Below are 18,225 nucleotides of genomic sequence, written 5' to 3'. Positions count from 1 at the left end.
CGCGGGTCAGGGGCCGCCTTTCACAGGCCGTCGGCGTGGGCGGCCCGCTCGTTCGGCACGCAGTGGGTCATCTTCAGGCCCTCCACGTCGCGCGGGCCGTTGCGCCCGAGCTTGACCAGGCGCTCCCGGTCCTCGTCGGTGAGGTCCTGGCTCGCCAGCGGCTCCAGGTGGGCGACGTCGTCCGGGGTGATGCCGAGGCCCTCGCCGACGCGCAGGCCGAGGTCGTCCTCCACGAGCAGGAAGTGCCAGACCATGCGCTCCTGGATGCGCCGGTCGCACTGGCTGAGCGCGTCGACGAAGTTGCGCACCAGGTCGTCGCGCTCCCACTGCTCCATGAGCAGGTAGCGCTGGCCGGCCTGCTTGTAGTCGTTGGTCCGCGGGATGCGCCTGCGCATGAGCCGGCCGCTGATGACCGGGCCCTCCTCGTCGAGGGTCGGGTACTCGGCCTCGCGCAGGCCGCCGCGCAGCGAGGGCTCGTAGTTGATGTGCGGGTCCTCGCCACCGGTGTCGACGAAATACGCCATCTGGCCGTCACGTTGGTTGGTCCTGATGGGCGCGTTCCTGGCCTGGTTGACCGGGAGTTGCAGGTAGTTCGGGCCGACCCGGTAGCGCTGGGTGTCGCTGTAGGAGAACGTCCGGCCGACCAGCATCTTGTCGTCGGAGAAGTCCAGGCCGTCCACCAGGACGCCGGTGCCGAAGGCGGCCTGCTCGTTCTCGGCGAACTGGTTCTCGACGTTGCGGTTGAGCACCAGGCGGCCGACCGGCCTGGCCGGGAACTCGTTCTCCGGCCACACCTTGGTGTCGTCGAGCGGGTCGAAGTCCAGCTCGGGGTGCTCCTCGTCGGTCATCAGCTGGACCAGCAGCTCCCACTCGGGGTAGTCGCCGCGCTCGATGGCGTCGTGCAGGTCCTTCGTCGCGTGCCCGAGGTCGCCCGCCTGGACGACCGCCGCGTCCGCCGCGGTCATGCTGCGCACGCCCTGCTTGGGCATCCAGTGGTACTTGACCAGGAACGTCTCGCCCTGCTGGTTGACCCACTTGTAGGTGTTCACGCCGAATCCCTGCATGTGCCGGTAGTCGGCGGGGATGCCGCGCGGGCTGAACAGGTTGACCAGCATGTGCATCGACTCGGGCGTCTGGGACATGAAGTCGAAGATGCGGTTCGGGTCCTGCCGGAAGGTCACCGGGTCGGGCTTGAGCGAGTGGATGACGTCGGGGAACTTGATGGCGTCCCTGATGAAGAAGACGGCCAGGTTGTTGCCCACCAGGTCCCAGTTGCCGTCCTCGGTGTAGAACTTGATCGCGAAGCCGCGCGGGTCGCGGGCGGTCTCGGCGGAGTCGCGGCCGCCGATCACCGTGGAGAAGCGCAGCGCCACGTCGGTGCGCTTGCCGGCCTCCTGGAACAGCTTGGCCCTGGTGTAGCGGCTGACCGGCTCGTCGCCGATCTTGCCGTACGCCTCGAAGTAGCCGTAGCTCAGCGCGCCCCTGGCGTGCACCACCCGTTCGGGGATGCGTTCGCGGTCGAAGTGACTGATCTTCTCCAGGAACTGGTAGTTCTCCAGCGTGGCCGGTCCGCGCGGGCCGACCGTCCGCTGGTTCTGGTTGTCGTAGACGGGATGCCCTTGTCGGTTGGTGAGCACCTCGCGCTCGTCGTTCGACTGCGGACCCTTGCTGGAGACGTCTGTCATCGCACTGTTCCTCTCCCCGGACGAGATCTTCCCCGGCTGCCCTCAAGAACGGGTCGAAAACGGGCAAAACCTCGTCCTCGGGCGGCTACCTGCTCACGTCGTCGGCGGCCCGGCCGAGCAGGCCCAGGTCGGACCGGCGGGGCAGGCTCTCCCAGTCGCCCTGCGAGGTCACCGCGAACGCGCCCGCCGCGCAGGCGCTGTCCAGCCGCCGTTCCGGAGCGGCCCCGGCCAGCCAGTCCGCCAGCCAGCCGGCCGCGAACGCGTCCCCGGCGCCCACCGGGTCCACCTCGGTCACCCGGTACGGCCGCGCCCGCCGCAGCACCCCGCCGGACAGCTCCAGCGCGCCCGCCGACCCCGACTTGACCAGCACGTACGAGGGCCCGAGCGCGGCCAGCGCCTTGGCCAGCTCCGCCGGGTCCTCGACGTCGGCGACCAGGCGCCCCTCCGGCACGGTCGCGAACAGCACGTCCACGCCGCCGATCGTCTCGCGCAGCCAGGCGCCCGCCTCCTGCGCCGTCCACAGAGCCCGCCGGTAGTTGACGTCCAGCGAGACGAGCACGCCGGCCGCCCGCGCCACGGCGATGGCGTGCGCCACGGTCTCCCGGGCCGACGCCGACAGCGCCGGGGTGATCGCGGAGACGTGCAGCACGCGGGCCGAGGCGATCAGCGCCGGATCCAGGTCGGCCGGTCGCAGCCGGGAGCCGGCGCTGTCCTTGCGGTAGTACCGCACGTCCACGAGGTCGGCCGTGCGCCGGCCCTTGATCATCAGTCCGGTGGGGGCGTCCGGGTCGGTGACCGCGCGCACGTCCACGCCCTCGCCGGCGAGCGTGGCCCGGATCAGGTCGCCGAACTCGTCGTCGCCCACCCGTCCGGCCCACGTCGCCCGGTGGCCGAGCCGGGTCACGCCGATCGCCACGTTCGACTCGGCGCCGCCGAGGCCAAGGTCGAAGTCGCGGGCGAAGCGCAGCGGCCCGGTACGCCGGGCGCCGAACAGCGCCATGGTCTCGCCGAAGGTCACCAGTTCGGTCATGTGGTCGGCCTGCCCAGCTTTCTGGAGATCCGCGACGCCGCACCCGCCACCAGCGGCCCGAGTTCCCGCACCCGCGCGGCGGTGATCCGCGAGGTGAGCCCGGAGACCGAGACGGCGGCGACGACGGCGTCGTTGTGGTTGAAGATCGGCGCGGCGACGCAGCGCACCTCGGGCTCGTTCTCGCGGTCGTCCACCGCGTAGCCGCGCCGCCGGACGTGGGTCAGTTCGGCGCGCAGCCGGTCGGGGTCGGTGATGGTGTGCTTGGTGATCGGGTCGAGCGCCAGCCCGGCCAGCGCCTCCTCCGGCTGCCAGGCCAGGATCGCCTTGCCCACCGCCGTGGCGTGCACCGGGCCGCGGCTGCCGATGCGCGAGGCCATGCGCACGTTCGTCTCGTTCTCCACCTTGTCGATGTAGACGACGTGCGGGTGGTCGTAGACGACCAGGTGGACGGTCTCGCGCACCTCGCTCATCAGCCGGTGCGACTCCTCGGCGGCGACCGCGCGCAGGTCCAGCGTGGCCAGGTACGCCTGCCCGAGCTGGAGGGTGCCGTGTCCCAGCCGGTACGCCCCGGTCCTGCGGTCGCGTTCGAGCAGCCTGGCCTCCACGAGCGGGACGGTCAGCCGCAGCACCGTGCTCTTGGACAGGCCCACGGCCTCGGCGAGCTGGGTGAGCGACAGGCCGGTGTGGCCGCGTACGTGGTCCAGGACGGCCAGGGCGCGCCGGAGCGAGGCGGACTGGTTGCGGTCAGGCACGCAAGTCACCATATTCGATGAAATTTCGCGGAATGCAGCACGCTGTTGTGCACTGCACAACATCTCCTGACAGGTCTTCTCGACTCCAGAGTGAATTCCTAGTGTCTGCGCAGGAGGTAATAGTGAAGTTTCTTTACTTTGCCGCGGCTGGAACGGCCCTGCTCACGCTGGCCGCCTGCGCCCCCTCGACCGCTCCCGCCTCCGGCGGCGGCGACGAGCGGACGGGGACGCTGCGCGTCTGGCTCTTCGACGAGCCCAACCGGGCCCCCAAGGACAAGGTCGTCAACGAGGCGATCAAGGAGTTCACCGCCGCGCACGCGGACGTCAAGGTCGAGGTCACCTACATCCCCACCACGCCCGCCCGGCACGAGAAGTTCAAGGGCGCCTTCAACGACCCGGCCAGCTCCCCGGACGTCGCCGAGTACGGCAACACCGACCTCGCCGAGTACGCCGCCGCCGGCGGGTTCGCCGACCTCACCGCCGACCTGAAGGGCCTGGACCTGACCCCCGACCTGGTCAAGTCGGCCTCCGTCCAGGGCAAGCAGTACGGCCTGCCCTGGTTCATCGGCATCCGGGCCCTCTACTACCGCACCGACGTCTTCGACGAACTCGGCCTGAAACCGCCCACGTCCATCGGCGCCCTGACCGAGGCCGCCCGCACGATCCGCAGGAAGAAGCCCGACCTGTACGGCATAGCCGTCGGCGGCGAGTACACCTTCGGCGCCCTGCCCTTCGTCTGGGACGCCGGCGGCGACATCACCTCGCTCGACTCGCCGCAGTCGCGCAAGGGCGTCAAGGCGTACACGGACCTGCTGACCGACGAGGTCTGCCCGCCGCAGGCGTGCGTCTCGCTGACCGGCGGCAAGACGGTCGAGCTGTTCGCCGGCGGCAAGGCCGCGATGGGCATACTCGGCAACTTCAGCCGCTCGGCCGTGGACGCCGGCGCGGCGGCCGGCAAGTACGCCGTCGTCCCGCTGCCCGGCGCGGCCGAGGGCTCGATCGCGCCCGCCTTCGCCGGCGGCAACAACCTGGGCGTGCTGAAGAACGCCGGTCACCGCACCCTGGCCGCGGACTTCGTCAAGCTGCTGGGCGGCAAGGCGTACCAGGCCAAGATGTACGACGCGATGGGCAACCTGCCGACGCTCACCTCGGCCCGCGACGAGCTGGCGGCCAAGGACCCGTTCGTCCGGCCGTTCCTGGACACGGTGGCCAAGGGCACCCGGTTCGTGCCGATCGACCCCGCCTGGGTGAAGATCGACAACGGCAAGGTCATCCCCACGATGCTGCAGAAGGTCGCGACCGGCCAGTCCACCGTCGAGCAGGCCACCGCCGAGGCGGCCGCGGCCGTCAAGACCGCCTTCGGCCGCTCGTGAGCCGAGGTACGAGCGTCCGCCGCGGGCGCCCCTGGCTCTACCTGCTGCCCGCGGCGGCCGTGCTGGTCCCCATGTTCGGCTATCCGGTCTACATGCTGGGCCTGCTGTCGGTCTTCGACTACCGGCAGGCGCAGGTCAGCGGCGGGCAGCCGAGCACGTTCGTCGGCTTCGGCAACTACGCCGCGCTGCTCGGCGACCGGCGGTTCTGGGAGGTGCTGGCCCAGACCGTGGGGTTCGCGGCGGCGCTGGTCGTCACGACGCTGGCGGTCGGCGCGGCCCTGGCCGTGCTGCTGACCAGGACCGGGCCGCTGCCGCGGACGGCCCTGTCGCTGGCCGCGCTCGGCGCGTGGGCGGCCCCCGCGATGACCGGCTCCACCGTGTGGATGTTCCTGTTCGACGCCGACCTCGGCCTGGTCAACCAGGTGCTCGGGACCGACGGGTTCAACTGGTTCTACGACCGGTGGGTCACCTTCGGCGTGGTCGGCGCGACGGTCGTGTGGCACTCGTTCCCGCTGGTGATGATCACCCTGTACGCGGGCATCCGGGCCGTCCCCGCCTCGGTGCTGGAGGCGGCCGCCCTCGACGGCGCCTCGGCCTGGCAGGGGTTCTGGCGGATCATCGTGCCGATGTTGCGGCCGCTGGTCACGATCGTGGTCATCCAGTCGGTCATCTGGGACTTCAAGCTCTTCACCCAGATCTACGTGATGACCAACGGCGGCGGCGTGGCCGGGCAGAACACCGTGCTCAACGTCTACGCCTACCAGATCGCCTTCGGCTCCTCCGAGTACGGGCTCGGCTCGGCCGTCGCCGTCGTCATGACGCTGATCCTGCTGGTGATCACCCTGTTCTACATCCGGGCGCTGCGGCGCAGTGGGGAACGCCTGTGAACCGACGACGTCTTCTGCCCGACGCGGTCGCGCTGGTGGTCGCCCTGCTCACCGCGTTCCCGCTCTACTGGATGGTGCTGTCGGCGCTCAAGCCCGCCGGGGAGATCCAGTCGCTGGAGGTCAGGCCCTGGACCTCGCACCCGACGCTGGACAACTTCGTCCGGGTGCTGACCGGGGAGAACTTCGCCCGCTACCTGCTCAACAGCGCGATCGTGGCGCTCGTCGTGGTGGTGCTGTCGGCCGGGGTCGCCTTCCTCGCGGCGGTGGCCGTGACCCGGTTCGCCTTCCGGTTCAGGACGACCGTGCTGGTCATGTTCCTGGTCGCGCAGATGGTGCCGGTCGAGGCGCTGACGATCCCGCTGTTCTTCGTGGTCCGGGACCTGGGCCTGCTCAACACGCTGGCCTCGCTGGTGGTGGTGCAGCTCGCCTTCACGCTGCCGTTCGCGATCTGGATGCTGCGCGGGTTCGTCGCCGGGGTGCCGGAGGCGCTGGAGGAGGCGGCGATGATCGACGGGGCCGGACGCGCGACCGTGCTGTGGCGCATCCTGTTCCCGCTGGTCGCGCCCGGCCTGGTGGCGACCAGCGTGTTCTCCTTCATCACCACCTGGAACGACTTCGTCTTCGCGCGCACCTTCATCGTCTCGGCCAAGGACAACCAGACCCTGCCCGCGGCGCTGCTCGTCTTCTTCAAGCCCGACGAGAACGACTGGGGCGGGATCATGGCCGCCTCGACGCTGATGACGATCCCCGTGCTGATCTTCTTCGTGGCGGTGCAGCGGCGGCTCGTGTCAGGGCTTGGAGGGGCGGTCAAGGACTGAGACGTCGTGCTCGTCGTCGGGGGCGAGGAACTCCAGCAGCAGCCGCGCCTCCCGCTCGACCTCGTCCGGCTCGGCGATCGGCGTCCACTGGTGGACGTTCAGCGTGGAGACGCCCTTGGCCCTGGTCACCGTCCAGTCGCCGGCGGTGACGCCGTCCACCAGGATGATCCGGGGGATCACGTTCGTGCCCATGAACGACCCCTGCATGACGGCCGCGCCGCGCTCGCTGATCACCCGCGAGCGGTCGGCGTGCGACAGGAACAGGTTGTCGAAGTCGTACATCAGCCGCACCGGCGCCGGGACGTCCTCCGCCGGCCGGACGGCCTCCGGCAGGTCGTACAGGGTGCGGCCGGCGGCGTCCCTGAAGCGGACCAGGTCCATGGACTCGACGACCTCGCCCAGCCTGGTCAGGCCCGACCAGGTCTGCGCGTCCTGCACCGAGGCCGGGCCGAAGGCGGCCAGGTAGCGCCGGACCAGCTCGGCGGGCGTCATGGGCGGCGCCTGCGCCGGGCCCAGCCACGACTCGGCGGTGGTGTGCGCGACCGGCCCGCTCCTGCCCCACAGCCCGCGCGGCGGCACCTGGACCAGCGGCAGCAGCCAGCGCACGCCCTGGCCGAGCGCGTGCTGGTCGTGCTCCGGCCACCGCTCGGCCAGCGCCCGCCCGAGGTCGGCGAAGGTCATCGCACGCTCCTCCAGCAGCGCCCGGCCGGTCGCGGCCAGCTCGTCCAGGTCGACGCCCGCCAGCCGCTTGCCGAACGTCGTACGGGTCATGCGCTCGGTGACGGCCTGCAGCAGCGGCCGCATGGCCAGGCAGTCGCGGGCGGTGACCAGGTGGATGGTGGAGCGCTGCAACGCGATCCGCACCAGCTCGCGGCCGGCCAGCAGGCCGGAGACGTCCTCGGGCTTGAGCCCCTCGATGCGGTTCCACAGGCCGACGTACCAGGTGTGGGGGGTCTGGGCCTGGAGGCCGCCGAGCCGCTCGACGACCTCCTGCACGCTGCCGCCGCCGCGGCGCAGCAGCAGCTGCCGGTCGAGCGTGGCCCGGTTGAGCGCGCGCTGGGAGATGAGGGGATCCATGGGGACAAAGGTAGGGGCAATCGCGGTCACTTCCGGACCTCGATGTGCACTCAGGCGAGCGCGTCGGGGCCCAGCTCGTCCGTCGTGGAGTAGCCGGACAGGGCGAGCGTGATGTCCAGCTCGCCCAGCAGGCAGCGCAGCACGTGCTCGACGCCCGCCTGCCCGCCCAGCGCCAGCCCGTACAGCACGGGACGGCCGACCAGCACGGCCCGCGCGCCCAGCGCGAGCGCCTTGACCACGTCGGCCCCGGTCCGCACGCCCGAGTCGAACAGCACCGTCAGCCGGTCGCCGACCGCCTCGGCGATGCCGGGCAGCGCGTCGAGCGCGGCCAGGGCGCCGTCGACCTGGCGGCCGCCGTGGTTGGACACCACGATCCCGTCCACGCCGTGCTCGGCGGCCAGGCGCGCGTCCTCGGTGCTCATGATGCCCTTGAGCACGATCGGGCCGTCCCAGTGGTCGCGCAGGAACGGCAGGTCGTCCCAGCTCAGGCCCGGGTTGGGGAACATGCCCGCCCAGTGGGCGACCGGGTTCTCGACCCCGGCGAAGTTCGGGTCGCTCAGGTAGTTGGCGATGCCCGTGCCGGCCAGGAACGGCAGGAAGCCGCGGTCGAGGTCGGCCGGACGCCAGCCGAGCAGCGTCGTGTCCAGCGTGACCACCAGCACCGAGTGGCCGGTCGCCCTGGCCCGGCGCAGGAAGCTCAGGCACACGTCCCGGTCGGTCGGGTAGTAGAGCTGGTACCAGCGCGGCGCGTCCCCGCCCGCCGCCGCCACCTGCTCGAAGTCGTGGGCGGCGGCCGTCGAGTGCACGTACGGGACGCCCACCGCGGCCGCGGCCCGCACGGTGGCGAGCTCGCCCTCCTCGTGCGCCAGCGTCTGCACCCCCATGGGCGCCACCAGCACCGGCGCCGCCATCCGGGTGCCCAGCACCTCGCAGGACAGGTCACGCTGCCGCGCGACGCCGCGCAGCATCCTCGGCACGATCCGGCGCCGCTCGAACGCCTCCAGGTTGGCCCGCGCGGTCGAGCCGCTGCCCGCGCTCGGCACGATGTAGCCCAGCGCCTCGGGCGGGAGCACCCGCCCGGCCGCGCCCTCCAGGGCCGACAGATCGGTGGTCAGCTCCGGCGTGCGGCCTTCGAGCATGCCCGTCAGGTAGATGCCGAGCTGGTGATCGCCTGCGTTCATGGCGCCCATCCAACCAGCCCGCCCGTCCCCGCCGCGACCACCCTGATGACGGCGACCACGACGCGGCCCTACGCTGCTTCCCATGCACAAACGCGTGATCGACAACCGCTTCGAGCTGACCGAGAGGCTCGGCGGCGGTGGCATGGGCCTGGTGTGGCGCGCCTGGGACACCGCCCTCCACCGCGAGGTCGCGCTGAAGGAGGTCCGGCCGCCCGATCCCGCGTTCGAGGAGCACGACCCCGAGGCCGCCCGCGAGCTGCGGGCCAGGGTGCTGCGCGAGGCCCGCGCGCTGGCCCGGCTGAACCATCCGCACGTCGCCACCATCCACCACATCGTCGATCCGGGCGGCGACGGCTACCCGTGGATCGTCATGGAGCTGGTCACCGGCGGCTCGCTCGCGGACCGCCTCGCGCGCGGGCCCATGACGCCCTGGGAGACCGCCCGGCTGGGCCGCGAGGTGCTGTCCGCGCTGCGCGCCGCGCACGCCGTCGGCATCCAGCACCGCGACGTCAAGCCCGCCAACGTGCTGCTGCGCGAGGACGGCCGCTCGGTGCTCACCGACTTCGGCATCGCCGCCGTGCGCGAGTCGACCAGCCTGACGGCGACCGGGTCGTTCATCGGCTCGCCCGAGTACATGGCGCCCGAGCGCATCAACGGGCACGAGGGCGACCCCGCCTCCGACCTGTGGTCGCTCGGCATGCTGCTGTACGTGGCCGTCGAGGGCCGTCACCCGCTGCGCAGGAGCACCACGCTGGCGACGCTGGCCGCCGTGCTCAACCAGGACGTGCCGCCGCCGGAGCGGGCCGGGCCGCTCGGTCCCGTGCTCGGCGCGCTGCTGCGCCGCGACCCGGCCGGCCGTCCCGACGCCGAGACCCTCGACCGCATGCTCGCCGCCGCCGCCGACCCCGGCTCGCCCCCGCCCGCCTACCCGCCCCCCGCCCCGGTCCCGCTCCAGCCCGGCCCCCCGTCCGCACCCTCGGGACCGCTCCACCAAGGCCACTTCCCGTCGTCGCCGGGCCCGCTGCAGCAAGGCCCGCCGTACGGGGCCACCGTGCCGCCCGGGGCGCGGCAGGGGGCCACCGTGCCGCCCGGGGCGCCGCAGCCCTGGGGGCCGGAGCCGTCGTTCTCGCAGGCCGGCACCATGGCGTCGCACCGCGCCCGCCGTTCGCCGGTCGCCGCCGTGACGGCCTCCGTGGGCGCGCTGGCGGTGACCGGCGTGCTGGTCTACACGCTGCTGCCCGGCGTGCGCGGCGCTGAGGAGCCGACCCAGCCGAACACACCGCAGATCACCCCGGTGGAGACCACCGACGTCGAGGAGCCGAAGGCGAGCGAGGAGCCGGAGCCGCAGCCGGAGAACCTGCTCACCGCCGACGGCATCCGCACCGCGATCAAGGCGCTCAAGCCGGTCATGGGCGGCACCAAGGTCGTCCGGATGGTCGTCTACCCGACGTTCATCTCCGCCGAGGCCCCGGTCAAGGGCGACCCGGCCGTCTACGACCGCTACGCCTACCGCGACGGCAAGGCCACCCGCGAGGGCACCGGCTCCACCGTCCGCACCCCGGCCGTCGACCTGGCCAAGTACAACTGGGACGCCCTGCCCGGCCTGCTCAAGAAGGCCCAGAGCGTCCTCGGGGTGCGCAAGCCCACCGCGCGCTACCTCATCGTCGATCCGAACTTCGTCTTCACCAGCACCAAGCAGGTGCTGCTCGTCTACCTCAGCGACGCCTACCGCACCGGCTACCTGGTGGCCGACCCCCAGGGCAGGGTGCTCAAGACCTACCCCGCCTCCTGACCGGCCGCCCGGCTCAGCAGCCGCCCTGGTAGCCGCTCTCCGGGATCAGCCGGCTCCACTCGTCCTGGCTGAGCGGCCCGCCGGCGCGGGCGCACACCTCCTGCGCCGTCAGCGCCGGGTCCACCGGGCTCTCGCGGACGCTGCCGTCCGCCGCCACGCCGCGCAGCCTGCGGCCGTCCTGGCTGAAGGCCAGGCCCTCGGCCCACGACCCGACCTGGCCGACCTCGCGCAGCGTGCCGGCGTCCCACAGGGAGGTGCGTTCCGCGTCGATCGCCAGCAGGTCGCCGCCGGGGGAGAAGCGCAGGTCGCGTACGGGGGCCGGGCCGGTCTCGACCGAGCCGGCCCGCTCGCGCCCGCGTACGTCCCACAGCTCGACGCGTCCGCCGCCGAGCCCGAGTGCCAGCGTGCGGCCGTCGGGGGAGAAGGCGAGCGCGGTGGGCCGGGCGGCGGCCGGGGCGAGCGGGGTGACCTCGCCGGTACGCAGGTCGAGCAGGTTCGTGCCGGAGGCGAGCGTCGAGCCGTCGGGGCTGAAGGCCATCGCCAGGTCGCCCGCGCCCTCGTAGGCCCTGATCCGGCGGCCGGCGCGCACGTCCCAGGTCTCCAGCAGCCGGCCGCGCGCGGTGGCCAGCGTGTCGCCGCCGGGGGACAGGGCCACGGCGGGCACGTCGCCGCCCGCGTCGATGACGGCGACCCTCCTGCCGCCCGACGCCTCCCAGACGGTGACCGGGTCGCCCGCCACGGCCAGCAGCCTGCCCGCCGCGTCGAAGGCCACGTCGCCGGTGGCGGCGATCTCGGCCAGCGGCTTGCGCGCCACCACGTCGGTGAGCCGGATGGCGTTCCCGACGTCCTTGGCCGCCACCCGGCCGTCGCTCGACAGCGCGGCGGTGCGAACGCCGGAGGAGGGCGCCGGCAGCCCGGAGACGTCGAGCGAGACGACCGAGCCCAGGCCGCTCAGGTAGCGCAAAGTACGGCCGTCGGCGGAGAAGGCCAGGTCGCCGTGCTGGTCGCCGCGGAAGCGGTAGGCGCCGGCCAGCCGCCGCTCGGCGACGCTCCACAGGCGCACCTCGTCCCGGCCGGGGAGGGCGAGCAGGCTGCCGTCGGGGCTGAACACGGGCGTGCCGGCGGAGCCTTCCGCGGGCATCGCCGCGTCGCCCGCCTCCGCCGCGAACGCGGTGGCGGCGGTGCCGGTCGCGGCCTCCCGCGGCGGCTCGGCGCCGGGCGTGAGGAGGGTCACGCCGTCGCGGCCCGCGACGGCCAGGGTGCGGCCGTCGGGGCTGAACGACAGGGGCGGCGCCGACCGGTCCGGCCCGGTCTGCGGCCGGACGGTGAACTCCCGCTCCTTGACCCGGCCGGGCAGCGACCAGAGCTCGACCCGCCCGTCCAGGTCGGAGACCGCGGCCCGGCTCCCGTCGCGGGACACCGCCACCCGGCGGTCGAGCACGTCGAGCAGCACCTCGGCGCCCCGGTAGACCCTGGTGCGGTTGCCGCTGGTGATCGTGTACGTCCCGGTCGCGGGGGCCCGGCCGGTGGCCACCTCGACAGGCTGCCCGCCGGGGCCCTCGGCGTACCGGCCGTCGTCGCTCAGCGCGGCGCTGCCCTCGGGGAGCGCGTGCGCGGCGAGCTGCCGGCCGCTGCGCACGTCCCAGACGGTCAGCGTGCGGTCGCGCCACCTGACCAGCTCGTCGCCGCGCAGCAGGTAGCCGGCCCGCTCGTCGGCCGCGGGGTCGGTGAACACGCCCAGCTCCGGCTGCGCCAGCGAGGCCTGCAACGCCGCCCGCGCCTCGAACACCGGCGACAGCCGCCAGGCCGCCACGCTCAGCCGCATCGCCGTACGCGGGTCGGAGGAGCGCAGCGCCTCGGCGCGGGCGGCCACGGCCCGCGCGTTGGCCTCCAGGAGGTGTCCGCGCAGCTCCCGCTCGCCGTTGAGTGAGACGGCGGACATCGACACCGCGACGGCCAGGGCGGCGGCCAGGGTCGCCATCGAGGGCCGCAGCAGCCGCCTGCGCTGCTTGGACATGGCCACGCTCGCGCCGATGAAGTCGCGTTCGAGCTGGTTGAGCCGCAGGTGGCGGCGCTTGGCCGCAGCCCAGCCGAGCGCCGTGTCGAGCCGGTCGCCCCGGTAGAGGTACGTGTGCCCGCGCCGATGGCGTGACCACCGGCCGGCCGCCAGACGCAGCTCCCGGTGGACGGCCAGCCCGTCCTGCTCGTCGGCCACCCAGCCGCGCAGGCGAGGCCAGGCCCGGTAGAGCGCGGCGCTGGCCGGCGCCACCCGGTCGTCGCGCACCGCCACGAGCTTGCCGACCGCGGTCTCGGTCGGCGGCACCCGCACGCTCCGGCGTACGAGCAGCCCGGCGTCCATCAGCGGGGCCAGCACGCCGCCCTCGTCGTGCGGGTCGTCGCCGTCCATCAGGCGCAGCAGCAGGCCCGGCACCGCCTCCTGCTGGCGCGGCGTGAGCCCGGCGTAGACGCGCTCGGCCAGCTCGCCGAGCGACCGGTGCCCGGCCACGCCCGCCGGCGGGCGCAACGCGGCGGGGTCGGCCTCGACCAGCAGCTCGTCCGCCGCCGGGCGGGCGGCGGGGTCTTTGGCCAGCGCCCGCCCGACCAGCTCGCGCAGCCCGTCGGGCAGGGCGCTCAGGTCGGGATCGACGGTCAGCAGCCGGTGCAGCACCGCGCCGAGACTCCGCCCGGAGAACGGATCGCCGCCCGTGGCCGCGTAGAGCACCACGGCCCCCCAGGAGAAGACGTCCGTCGCCGTCTCGTGGCCGCTGCCGGTCAGGATCTCCGGGGCCAGGTACGTGCACGTCGCCCCCAGCGAGCCGCCGACCGCCACCCCCATGTCGATCACCTTGGGGCCGCCCGCCGCCAGCAGCACGCTCTCCGGCCGCAGGTCGCGGTGCGTCAGCCCGGCCGCGTGCAGCGCGCGGAGCGCCCCGGCCAGCGCGCCCGCCAGCGCCGCCAGCTCCTCGCCCCGGTACGGCCCGTGCCGCTCGACCGCCTGCCGCAGGTCGGGCCCGTCGACGAACTCGCTCACCACGTAGGGGACGCCGTGATCGACCCCGGACGCGACCACCTCCGCCAGATGCGGGCAGCTCACCCGCGCGACCGGCTCGACCTCGACCCGGGGCACCTTCACCGCGTAGCGGCGGCCCTCGTCGTCGTAGGCGTCGTAGACCACCCCGCGCGCGCCCGCGCCGAGCCGGGCGGCCAGCCAGAAGCCGCCCAGCCTCTCGGGATCACCAGGCACCAAGCGCATCGTCACTGATGCTTAGATGCGCCGGACCGGCCGTTGGTTGTCGGTGAACGACCACAGGTCCCCCGCGCGCCTCGGGGGACCCATGCGTCATGATCATTATGCCAGGCTTCTGGATCTTGACTGCCACTCCGGCCGCAGCACCGACATCGTCACGGAGTCGTGCCACTCGCCCTCCCACAGCAGGGTGTCGCGCTGCACGCCCTCCTCCACGAACCCGATCTTCTTGTAGACGTGCCGCGCCCGGTCGTTGAAGGTGAAGACGCCGAGGCCGACGCGGTGCAGCGGCGTGGTGGCGAAGGCGTGGCCGAGGACCAGCTCGATCGCCTCGGTGCCGTAGCCCTTGCCGAAGACCCGGGCGCCGATCAGCGCGATCCGCAGGTTGCACGACAGGTTGTGCCGGTCGAGCTCGTTGAGCACGATCTCGCCGACGTACTCGCCGCCGGCCATGACGGCCAGGTCGAGCCGGTCGGCGTGCTCGCCTCTCGTGCTGTACCACTGGCGGGCCACCTCATGGTCGACCTCGCCGTGCGAGCCCGTCAGCCGTTGCACCTCCGGATCGCTGATCAACGTGATCAGGCCCTCGACGTGCTCGGGGCCGACCGGGAGCAACGTGACGCGCTCACCCGTCAAAGTGGGTTTCTCGGCGAACATCCCCTCTGGGTATCAGTCCTGCTCATCGGCGGGCAAACCCATTTTCCGCAAGGCCGCGTCGCGCACCTCCTCGGGGGTCAGCACGCCGACGTCGCACGTCAGGTCCGCCACCTGCTGGAAGTAGCCCTCCCGCCGGGCCCGCATCTCCGCCGGCTGGAACTCGGGACGGTGCGCGCCCGAGCTCATGCGCCGGGCCAGGACGGCGTCGGCGGCGTCCACCCAGACCACGAACGCCTCGCGCAGCGCCTCGCGCACCCGGGGGTCCTCCACGGTGCTGGCCGCCGCCGCGATCACCTTCGGCTCGCCCGCCAGCGCCGCCAGCACGTGCTCGGCCTCGTACCGGTGCAGCGCCTCGGCCCCTTCGCGGACGGCGATCTGCGCGGCCGTGCCGCCGTGCTCCCTCTCCAGGAACGGGTCGCTGTCGGTGAACGGCATCCCCAGCGCGGTGGCGAGGAGGCGGCCCGCGGTCGTCTTACCCGATCCCATCAGCCCGATCACCACGACTGGTTTGTTTTTCGACATGTGGATAGAGGTTCCTTCGTGTCAAGGAGGTAAATCTGATGACCATCGCCGGAAGCATCATCCTCATCATGCTCGGTGCGATCCTCACCTGGGCCGTCGAGTTCGACCTCGCCGGTCTCGACATCAACGTCGTCGGCGTCATCCTCATGCTCGGTGGCCTGGCGGGGCTGCTGTTCGGCATCTACCGGATCAGCGTCACCCGCAGGGCGGTCGGCCCGATCGACGAGCCGGTGCACCGGCACGAGATCTACGAGGAGCCCGAGACCCGCAGGACCACGGTGTACGAGGAGCGCCGCCACTACGACGAGCCGCCGCTGTAGGAGGTGAATCGACATGCCAGCCGTTGACGAGCTGCCGTCGACCATCAAGCGTTCGCCGAAGAAGGCACAGAACACGTGGATCAAAGCGCACGACTCCGCCGTGAAGGAGTACGGAGAGGGGCGGCGCGCGCACATGACCGCGTTCGCCGCACTCAAGCACTCCTTCGAGAAGGTCGGGGACCACTGGGAGCCCAAGGGGCAGAAGGGACCGTCCGACCAGGGCGCGACCGACCGCTCCGGCAGGACCCAGGAGGGCGTGGACGCCAACGCCAGCAAGGAGCACTTGCAGGGCGTGGCGTCCAGGCTCGGGGTGCGCGGCCGATCCAGGATGACCAAGAAGGAGCTGGTGGACGCCATCAAGAAGGCCAACAGGAAGGCCACGGCGAAAGCCCGCTAGTTCCTTCACAACAACCGCTTGACCGCCTCGGCAATCGCGTGGCGGTCTATGCGGGCGTCCGCGAGCTGTTCCTCAGGCGTCGCCGACCCGGGCAACCCGGTCACGGCGAGCTTCACCACCCGCGGGCCGAGCTCGCTGACGGCGTCCAGCACGGCGTCGCCGAGACCGCCCTCCAGCCGGTGATCCTCGACCGTGATCAGGTTGCCCGTCGTCGTGGCGGCCTCCACCAGCACCGCCGCGTCCACCGGCTTGATCGAGTACAGGTCGATCACGCCGACCGGGATGCCGGCCGCCGTCAGCTCGTCGGCCGCCGCCAGCGCCTCGTGGACCGTGATCCCGGCCGCCACGATCGTGGCCCGGTCGTCGGGCGAGCGCCGCAGCACCCGCGAGCCGCCCACCGGGAAACGTTCGCCGGGCGGGTAGATGACCGGCGTCTCGCCGCGGGTGGTGCGCAGGTAGGACACCCCTGACACGTCCGCCATCTCGACGGTCAGCGCCGCCGCCTGGTTGGCGTCGCACGGGTACAGCACCGTGCTGCCGTACACCGCCCGCATCATGGCCAGGTCCTCCAGGCCCATCTGCGAGGGGCCGTCCTCGCCGATCGAGACGCCGGCGTGCGAGCCGACCAGCCGGATCGACGCCTGGCTCACGCCGGCCATCCTGATGAAGTCGTGCGCCCTGGTCAGGAACGCCGCGAAGGTGGCCGCGTACGGGGTCCAGCCGCGCACCGACAGGCCGACGGCCGCCGCCACGAGCTGCTGCTCGGCGATGTACATCTCGAAGAAGCGCTCGGGGAACGCCTGGCCGAACTCCTCGGTCTTGGTCGAGTCGGCCACCTCGCCGTCCAGCGCCACCACGTCGCCGCGGGCCGCGCCGAGCGCCGTCAGCGCCGCGCCGAACGCCGCCCTGGTCGCCGCCTTCGCGCCGACCTCGTACGCCGGCAACGTCGCCGGGCGCGGGTCGAAGTGGAACGGCTCGGCCTCGCCCTCCGGCCGGTGCACGTCCACCTGGACGCTGCGCGGCCCGCCCAGCTCGTCGATGGCCTTGTCGGGGTCCTTGAGCGCCTTGCCGTGCGCGCCCTCCCGGTTCTCGACCTCGACGACCCCCTCGCCCTTGCGCGTCTTGGCCAGGATCACGGTGGGACGCCGGCGGGTGTTGCAGGCGTCCCCCAGCGCGAAGTCGATCTGGCCGGGGTCGTGGCCGTCGATCTCGATCGTGTGCCAGCCGAAGGCGCCGAACCGGCGCGCGTACGCCCCCGTGTCCCATCCGTGCCGGGTCGGGCCGCGCTGCCCCAGCCGGTTCACGTCCACGATCACGACCAGGTTGGCCAGCCCCTCGGCCCCGGCGTGCTCGGCCGCCTCCCAGATGGACCCCTCGGCCAGCTCACTGTCACCGCACAGCACCCACACCCGGTACGGCAGCCGTTCCAGCCGTCCCGCCATGGCCACGCCCACGCCCACCGGCAGCCCCTGACCGAGCGAGCCGGTCGCGACGTCCACCCAGGGCAGCCGGGGGGTGGGGTGCCCCTCCAGCCGGCTGCCCCGGCGCCGGAACGACAGCAGCTCCTCGTCGTCGATGACCTTCGCCGCCTTGTAGAGCGAGTAGAGAAGGGGGGAGGCGTGGCCCTTGGAGAAGATCAGGTGGTCGTTGCCGGGGTTGTCGGGGCGGTCGAAGTCGTACCTGAGGTGGCAGGAGAACAGCACGGCCATCAGGTCCGCGGCCGACATCGACGAGGTGGGGTGTCCGGAACCGGCCGCCGCGGCGGCGCGCACGGAGTCGACGCGCAGCTGCGCGGCCAGTTCGGTCAAGTACTGGAGATCGCGTTCAGGCATCAAGACCCTCCTCGTGAGTTTCACGCCGCCTACCCCCTGCGCGGCGCTTAACTCGGGCTTGACGTCAGCTGACCCCATTTGTCGGCAGTTGAAACCTCCCTCGCCCGGGTGGTCCGCGCGTGCGTGGTTTCCGTGTGGACGGGTCCCCCCCATGGGCGGTCCCCCTGGGCGGTCCCCGTCTGGGCGGTCCCTGGGCGGTTCGCGGGCGGCGTCAGGCGTCGAAGCGGCGGCGGGCGGCCTCGATGTCGCCGAGGTGGCGCTGCGTCCACGCGCACATCGCGTCGACCGTCGCGCGCAGGGCCCGTCCCGGCTCGGTGAGCGTGTACTCCACCCGCGGCGGCACGGTCGGATACACCGTCCGCTCGACCAGCCCGTTGCGCTCCAGCATGCGCAGGTTCTGGGTGAGCATCTTGTGGCTGATGCCCTCGACCTGGTCGCGCAGCTCGCCGAACCGCAGGGTGCCCTCGCCGATGGCCTCGATGATCAGGAACGCCCACTTGTTGGCGACGTCCGTGAAGATCTCCCGCGCCAGGGAGTCGGCCCGCCTCAGGTCCGCCGCGCCGTCCGAGCCCTTGAACTGCTTGGTCACCATGAGGTTCCCCAGTCACTGAAAAGTGCGTTCTTCCACGTCAGCGGACACTCTCCTACAGTTCCT

Annotated in this window: 16 protein-coding genes; 6 read left to right on the top strand and 10 right to left on the bottom strand. The window is 72.6% G+C overall.

Annotated features, from left to right (window positions below; genetic code table 11):
* Positions 1 to 20 precede the first annotated feature (20 nt).
* From ACIBQ6_RS08060 to ACIBQ6_RS08050, 3 genes are all read right to left on the bottom strand, one after another.
* Positions 21 to 1,685 carry a catalase gene (locus ACIBQ6_RS08060; protein WP_397210705.1) on the bottom strand — a complete coding sequence of 555 codons (1,665 nt, stop codon included), beginning with the start codon at positions 1,683 to 1,685 and terminating at the stop codon, positions 21 to 23.
* An 85-nt stretch (positions 1,686 to 1,770) separates the two neighbouring features.
* On the bottom strand, positions 1,771 to 2,715 hold the full coding sequence (locus ACIBQ6_RS08055; protein ID WP_397210704.1) for a sugar kinase: 945 nt from the start codon (positions 2,713 to 2,715) through the stop codon (positions 1,771 to 1,773).
* Positions 2,712 to 3,467: an IclR family transcriptional regulator gene (locus ACIBQ6_RS08050; protein WP_352352086.1), complete on the bottom strand. Its 756-nt coding sequence runs from the start codon at positions 3,465 to 3,467 to the stop codon at positions 2,712 to 2,714. Before ACIBQ6_RS08050 ends, ACIBQ6_RS08055 begins: the two co-directional genes overlap by 4 nt.
* A 122-nt stretch (positions 3,468 to 3,589) precedes the next feature.
* Between ACIBQ6_RS08050 and ACIBQ6_RS08045 the strand changes: the two genes are divergently transcribed.
* Genes ACIBQ6_RS08045 through ACIBQ6_RS08035 form a run of 3 tightly spaced genes read left to right on the top strand, consistent with a single transcriptional unit; the run spans position 3,590 to position 6,545 of the window.
* Complete coding sequence (locus tag ACIBQ6_RS08045) at positions 3,590 to 4,840, top strand: extracellular solute-binding protein (protein ID WP_397210703.1); 1,251 nt, start codon at positions 3,590 to 3,592, stop codon at positions 4,838 to 4,840.
* Positions 4,837 to 5,727: a carbohydrate ABC transporter permease gene (locus tag ACIBQ6_RS08040; RefSeq protein WP_397210702.1), complete on the top strand. Its 891-nt coding sequence runs from the start codon at positions 4,837 to 4,839 to the stop codon at positions 5,725 to 5,727. The genes ACIBQ6_RS08045 and ACIBQ6_RS08040 overlap by 4 nt, the downstream gene beginning before the upstream one ends.
* Positions 5,724 to 6,545 carry a carbohydrate ABC transporter permease gene (locus tag ACIBQ6_RS08035; RefSeq protein ID WP_397210701.1) on the top strand — a complete coding sequence of 274 codons (822 nt, stop codon included), beginning with the start codon at positions 5,724 to 5,726 and terminating at the stop codon, positions 6,543 to 6,545. Before ACIBQ6_RS08040 ends, ACIBQ6_RS08035 begins: the two co-directional genes overlap by 4 nt.
* On the opposite strand, the gene ACIBQ6_RS08030 is transcribed toward ACIBQ6_RS08035, so the two are convergent.
* Together ACIBQ6_RS08030 and ACIBQ6_RS08025 are read right to left on the bottom strand one after the other, a co-directional pair.
* Positions 6,516 to 7,622, bottom strand: a complete 1,107-nt coding sequence (locus ACIBQ6_RS08030; protein ID WP_358288341.1) for a winged helix DNA-binding domain-containing protein — start codon at positions 7,620 to 7,622, stop codon at positions 6,516 to 6,518. The two genes, ACIBQ6_RS08035 and ACIBQ6_RS08030, sit on opposite strands and share 30 nt — an antisense overlap.
* A gap of 50 nt (positions 7,623 to 7,672) precedes the next feature.
* Entirely contained in the window at positions 7,673 to 8,803 is a 1,131-nt protein-coding gene (locus ACIBQ6_RS08025; protein ID WP_387670889.1) for an alpha-hydroxy-acid oxidizing protein, read from the bottom strand.
* Positions 8,804 to 8,885: 82 nt separating this feature from the next.
* On the opposite strand from ACIBQ6_RS08025, the gene ACIBQ6_RS08020 reads away from it, so the two are divergent.
* Entirely contained in the window at positions 8,886 to 10,595 is a 1,710-nt protein-coding gene (locus ACIBQ6_RS08020; protein ID WP_397210700.1) for a protein kinase, read from the top strand.
* A 13-nt stretch (positions 10,596 to 10,608) separates the two neighbouring features.
* Here ACIBQ6_RS08020 and ACIBQ6_RS08015 read toward each other — a convergent pair whose 3' ends face one another.
* From ACIBQ6_RS08015 to ACIBQ6_RS08005, 3 genes are all read right to left on the bottom strand, one after another.
* A complete protein-coding gene (locus ACIBQ6_RS08015; RefSeq protein ID WP_397210699.1) occupies positions 10,609 to 13,848 on the bottom strand; it encodes a protein kinase in 3,240 nt (1,079 codons plus the stop codon).
* A gap of 96 nt (positions 13,849 to 13,944) precedes the next feature.
* The gene (locus tag ACIBQ6_RS08010; protein ID WP_397210698.1) at positions 13,945 to 14,499 is read right to left on the bottom strand and encodes a GNAT family N-acetyltransferase; all 555 of its coding nucleotides are present in this window, start codon (positions 14,497 to 14,499) and stop codon (positions 13,945 to 13,947) included.
* A gap of 12 nt (positions 14,500 to 14,511) precedes the next feature.
* Entirely contained in the window at positions 14,512 to 15,021 is a 510-nt protein-coding gene (locus tag ACIBQ6_RS08005) for a shikimate kinase (protein ID WP_358288329.1), read from the bottom strand.
* Positions 15,022 to 15,059: 38 nt separating this feature from the next.
* Between ACIBQ6_RS08005 and ACIBQ6_RS08000 the strand changes: the two genes are divergently transcribed.
* Entirely contained in the window at positions 15,060 to 15,341 is a 282-nt protein-coding gene (locus tag ACIBQ6_RS08000; protein ID WP_352319513.1) for a hypothetical protein, read from the top strand.
* A 13-nt stretch (positions 15,342 to 15,354) separates the two neighbouring features.
* Positions 15,355 to 15,738: a ChaB family protein gene (locus ACIBQ6_RS07995; RefSeq protein WP_358288326.1), complete on the top strand. Its 384-nt coding sequence runs from the start codon at positions 15,355 to 15,357 to the stop codon at positions 15,736 to 15,738.
* A 5-nt stretch (positions 15,739 to 15,743) separates the two neighbouring features.
* On the opposite strand, the gene ACIBQ6_RS07990 is transcribed toward ACIBQ6_RS07995, so the two are convergent.
* Together ACIBQ6_RS07990 and ACIBQ6_RS07985 are read right to left on the bottom strand one after the other, a co-directional pair.
* A complete protein-coding gene (locus ACIBQ6_RS07990; RefSeq protein WP_397210697.1) occupies positions 15,744 to 17,570 on the bottom strand; it encodes a transketolase in 1,827 nt (608 codons plus the stop codon).
* A gap of 211 nt (positions 17,571 to 17,781) precedes the next feature.
* Entirely contained in the window at positions 17,782 to 18,162 is a 381-nt protein-coding gene (locus ACIBQ6_RS07985; protein WP_358288320.1) for a helix-turn-helix domain-containing protein, read from the bottom strand.
* Positions 18,163 to 18,225: the final 63 nt, after the last annotated feature.

It is taken from the genome of Nonomuraea sp. NPDC049655, assembly GCF_044465465.1.
GTDB lineage: Bacteria > Actinomycetota > Actinomycetes > Streptosporangiales > Streptosporangiaceae > Nonomuraea.
This window is presented reverse-complemented; position numbering and strand designations above follow the sequence as displayed.

Bases quoted from the DNA above. Each gene is read 5' to 3' on its own strand.
- ACIBQ6_RS08060 (WP_397210705.1), bottom strand. From the start codon at position 1,685: ATGACAGACGTCTCCAGCAAGGGTCCGCAGTCGAACGACGAGCGCGAG.
- ACIBQ6_RS08055 (WP_397210704.1), bottom strand. From the start codon at position 2,715: ATGACCGAACTGGTGACCTTCGGCGAGACCATGGCGCTGTTCGGCGCC.
- ACIBQ6_RS08030 (WP_358288341.1), bottom strand. From the start codon at position 7,622: ATGGATCCCCTCATCTCCCAGCGCGCGCTCAACCGGGCCACGCTCGAC.
- ACIBQ6_RS08025 (WP_387670889.1), bottom strand. From the start codon at position 8,803: ATGAACGCAGGCGATCACCAGCTCGGCATCTACCTGACGGGCATGCTC.
- ACIBQ6_RS08020 (WP_397210700.1), top strand. From the start codon at position 8,886: ATGCACAAACGCGTGATCGACAACCGCTTCGAGCTGACCGAGAGGCTC.
- ACIBQ6_RS08015 (WP_397210699.1), bottom strand. From the start codon at position 13,848: ATGCGCTTGGTGCCTGGTGATCCCGAGAGGCTGGGCGGCTTCTGGCTG.
- ACIBQ6_RS08010 (WP_397210698.1), bottom strand. From the start codon at position 14,499: ATGTTCGCCGAGAAACCCACTTTGACGGGTGAGCGCGTCACGTTGCTC.
- ACIBQ6_RS08005 (WP_358288329.1), bottom strand. From the start codon at position 15,021: ATGTCGAAAAACAAACCAGTCGTGGTGATCGGGCTGATGGGATCGGGT.
- ACIBQ6_RS08000 (WP_352319513.1), top strand. From the start codon at position 15,060: ATGACCATCGCCGGAAGCATCATCCTCATCATGCTCGGTGCGATCCTC.
- ACIBQ6_RS07995 (WP_358288326.1), top strand. From the start codon at position 15,355: ATGCCAGCCGTTGACGAGCTGCCGTCGACCATCAAGCGTTCGCCGAAG.
- ACIBQ6_RS07990 (WP_397210697.1), bottom strand. From the start codon at position 17,570: ATGCCTGAACGCGATCTCCAGTACTTGACCGAACTGGCCGCGCAGCTG.
- ACIBQ6_RS07985 (WP_358288320.1), bottom strand. From the start codon at position 18,162: ATGGTGACCAAGCAGTTCAAGGGCTCGGACGGCGCGGCGGACCTGAGG.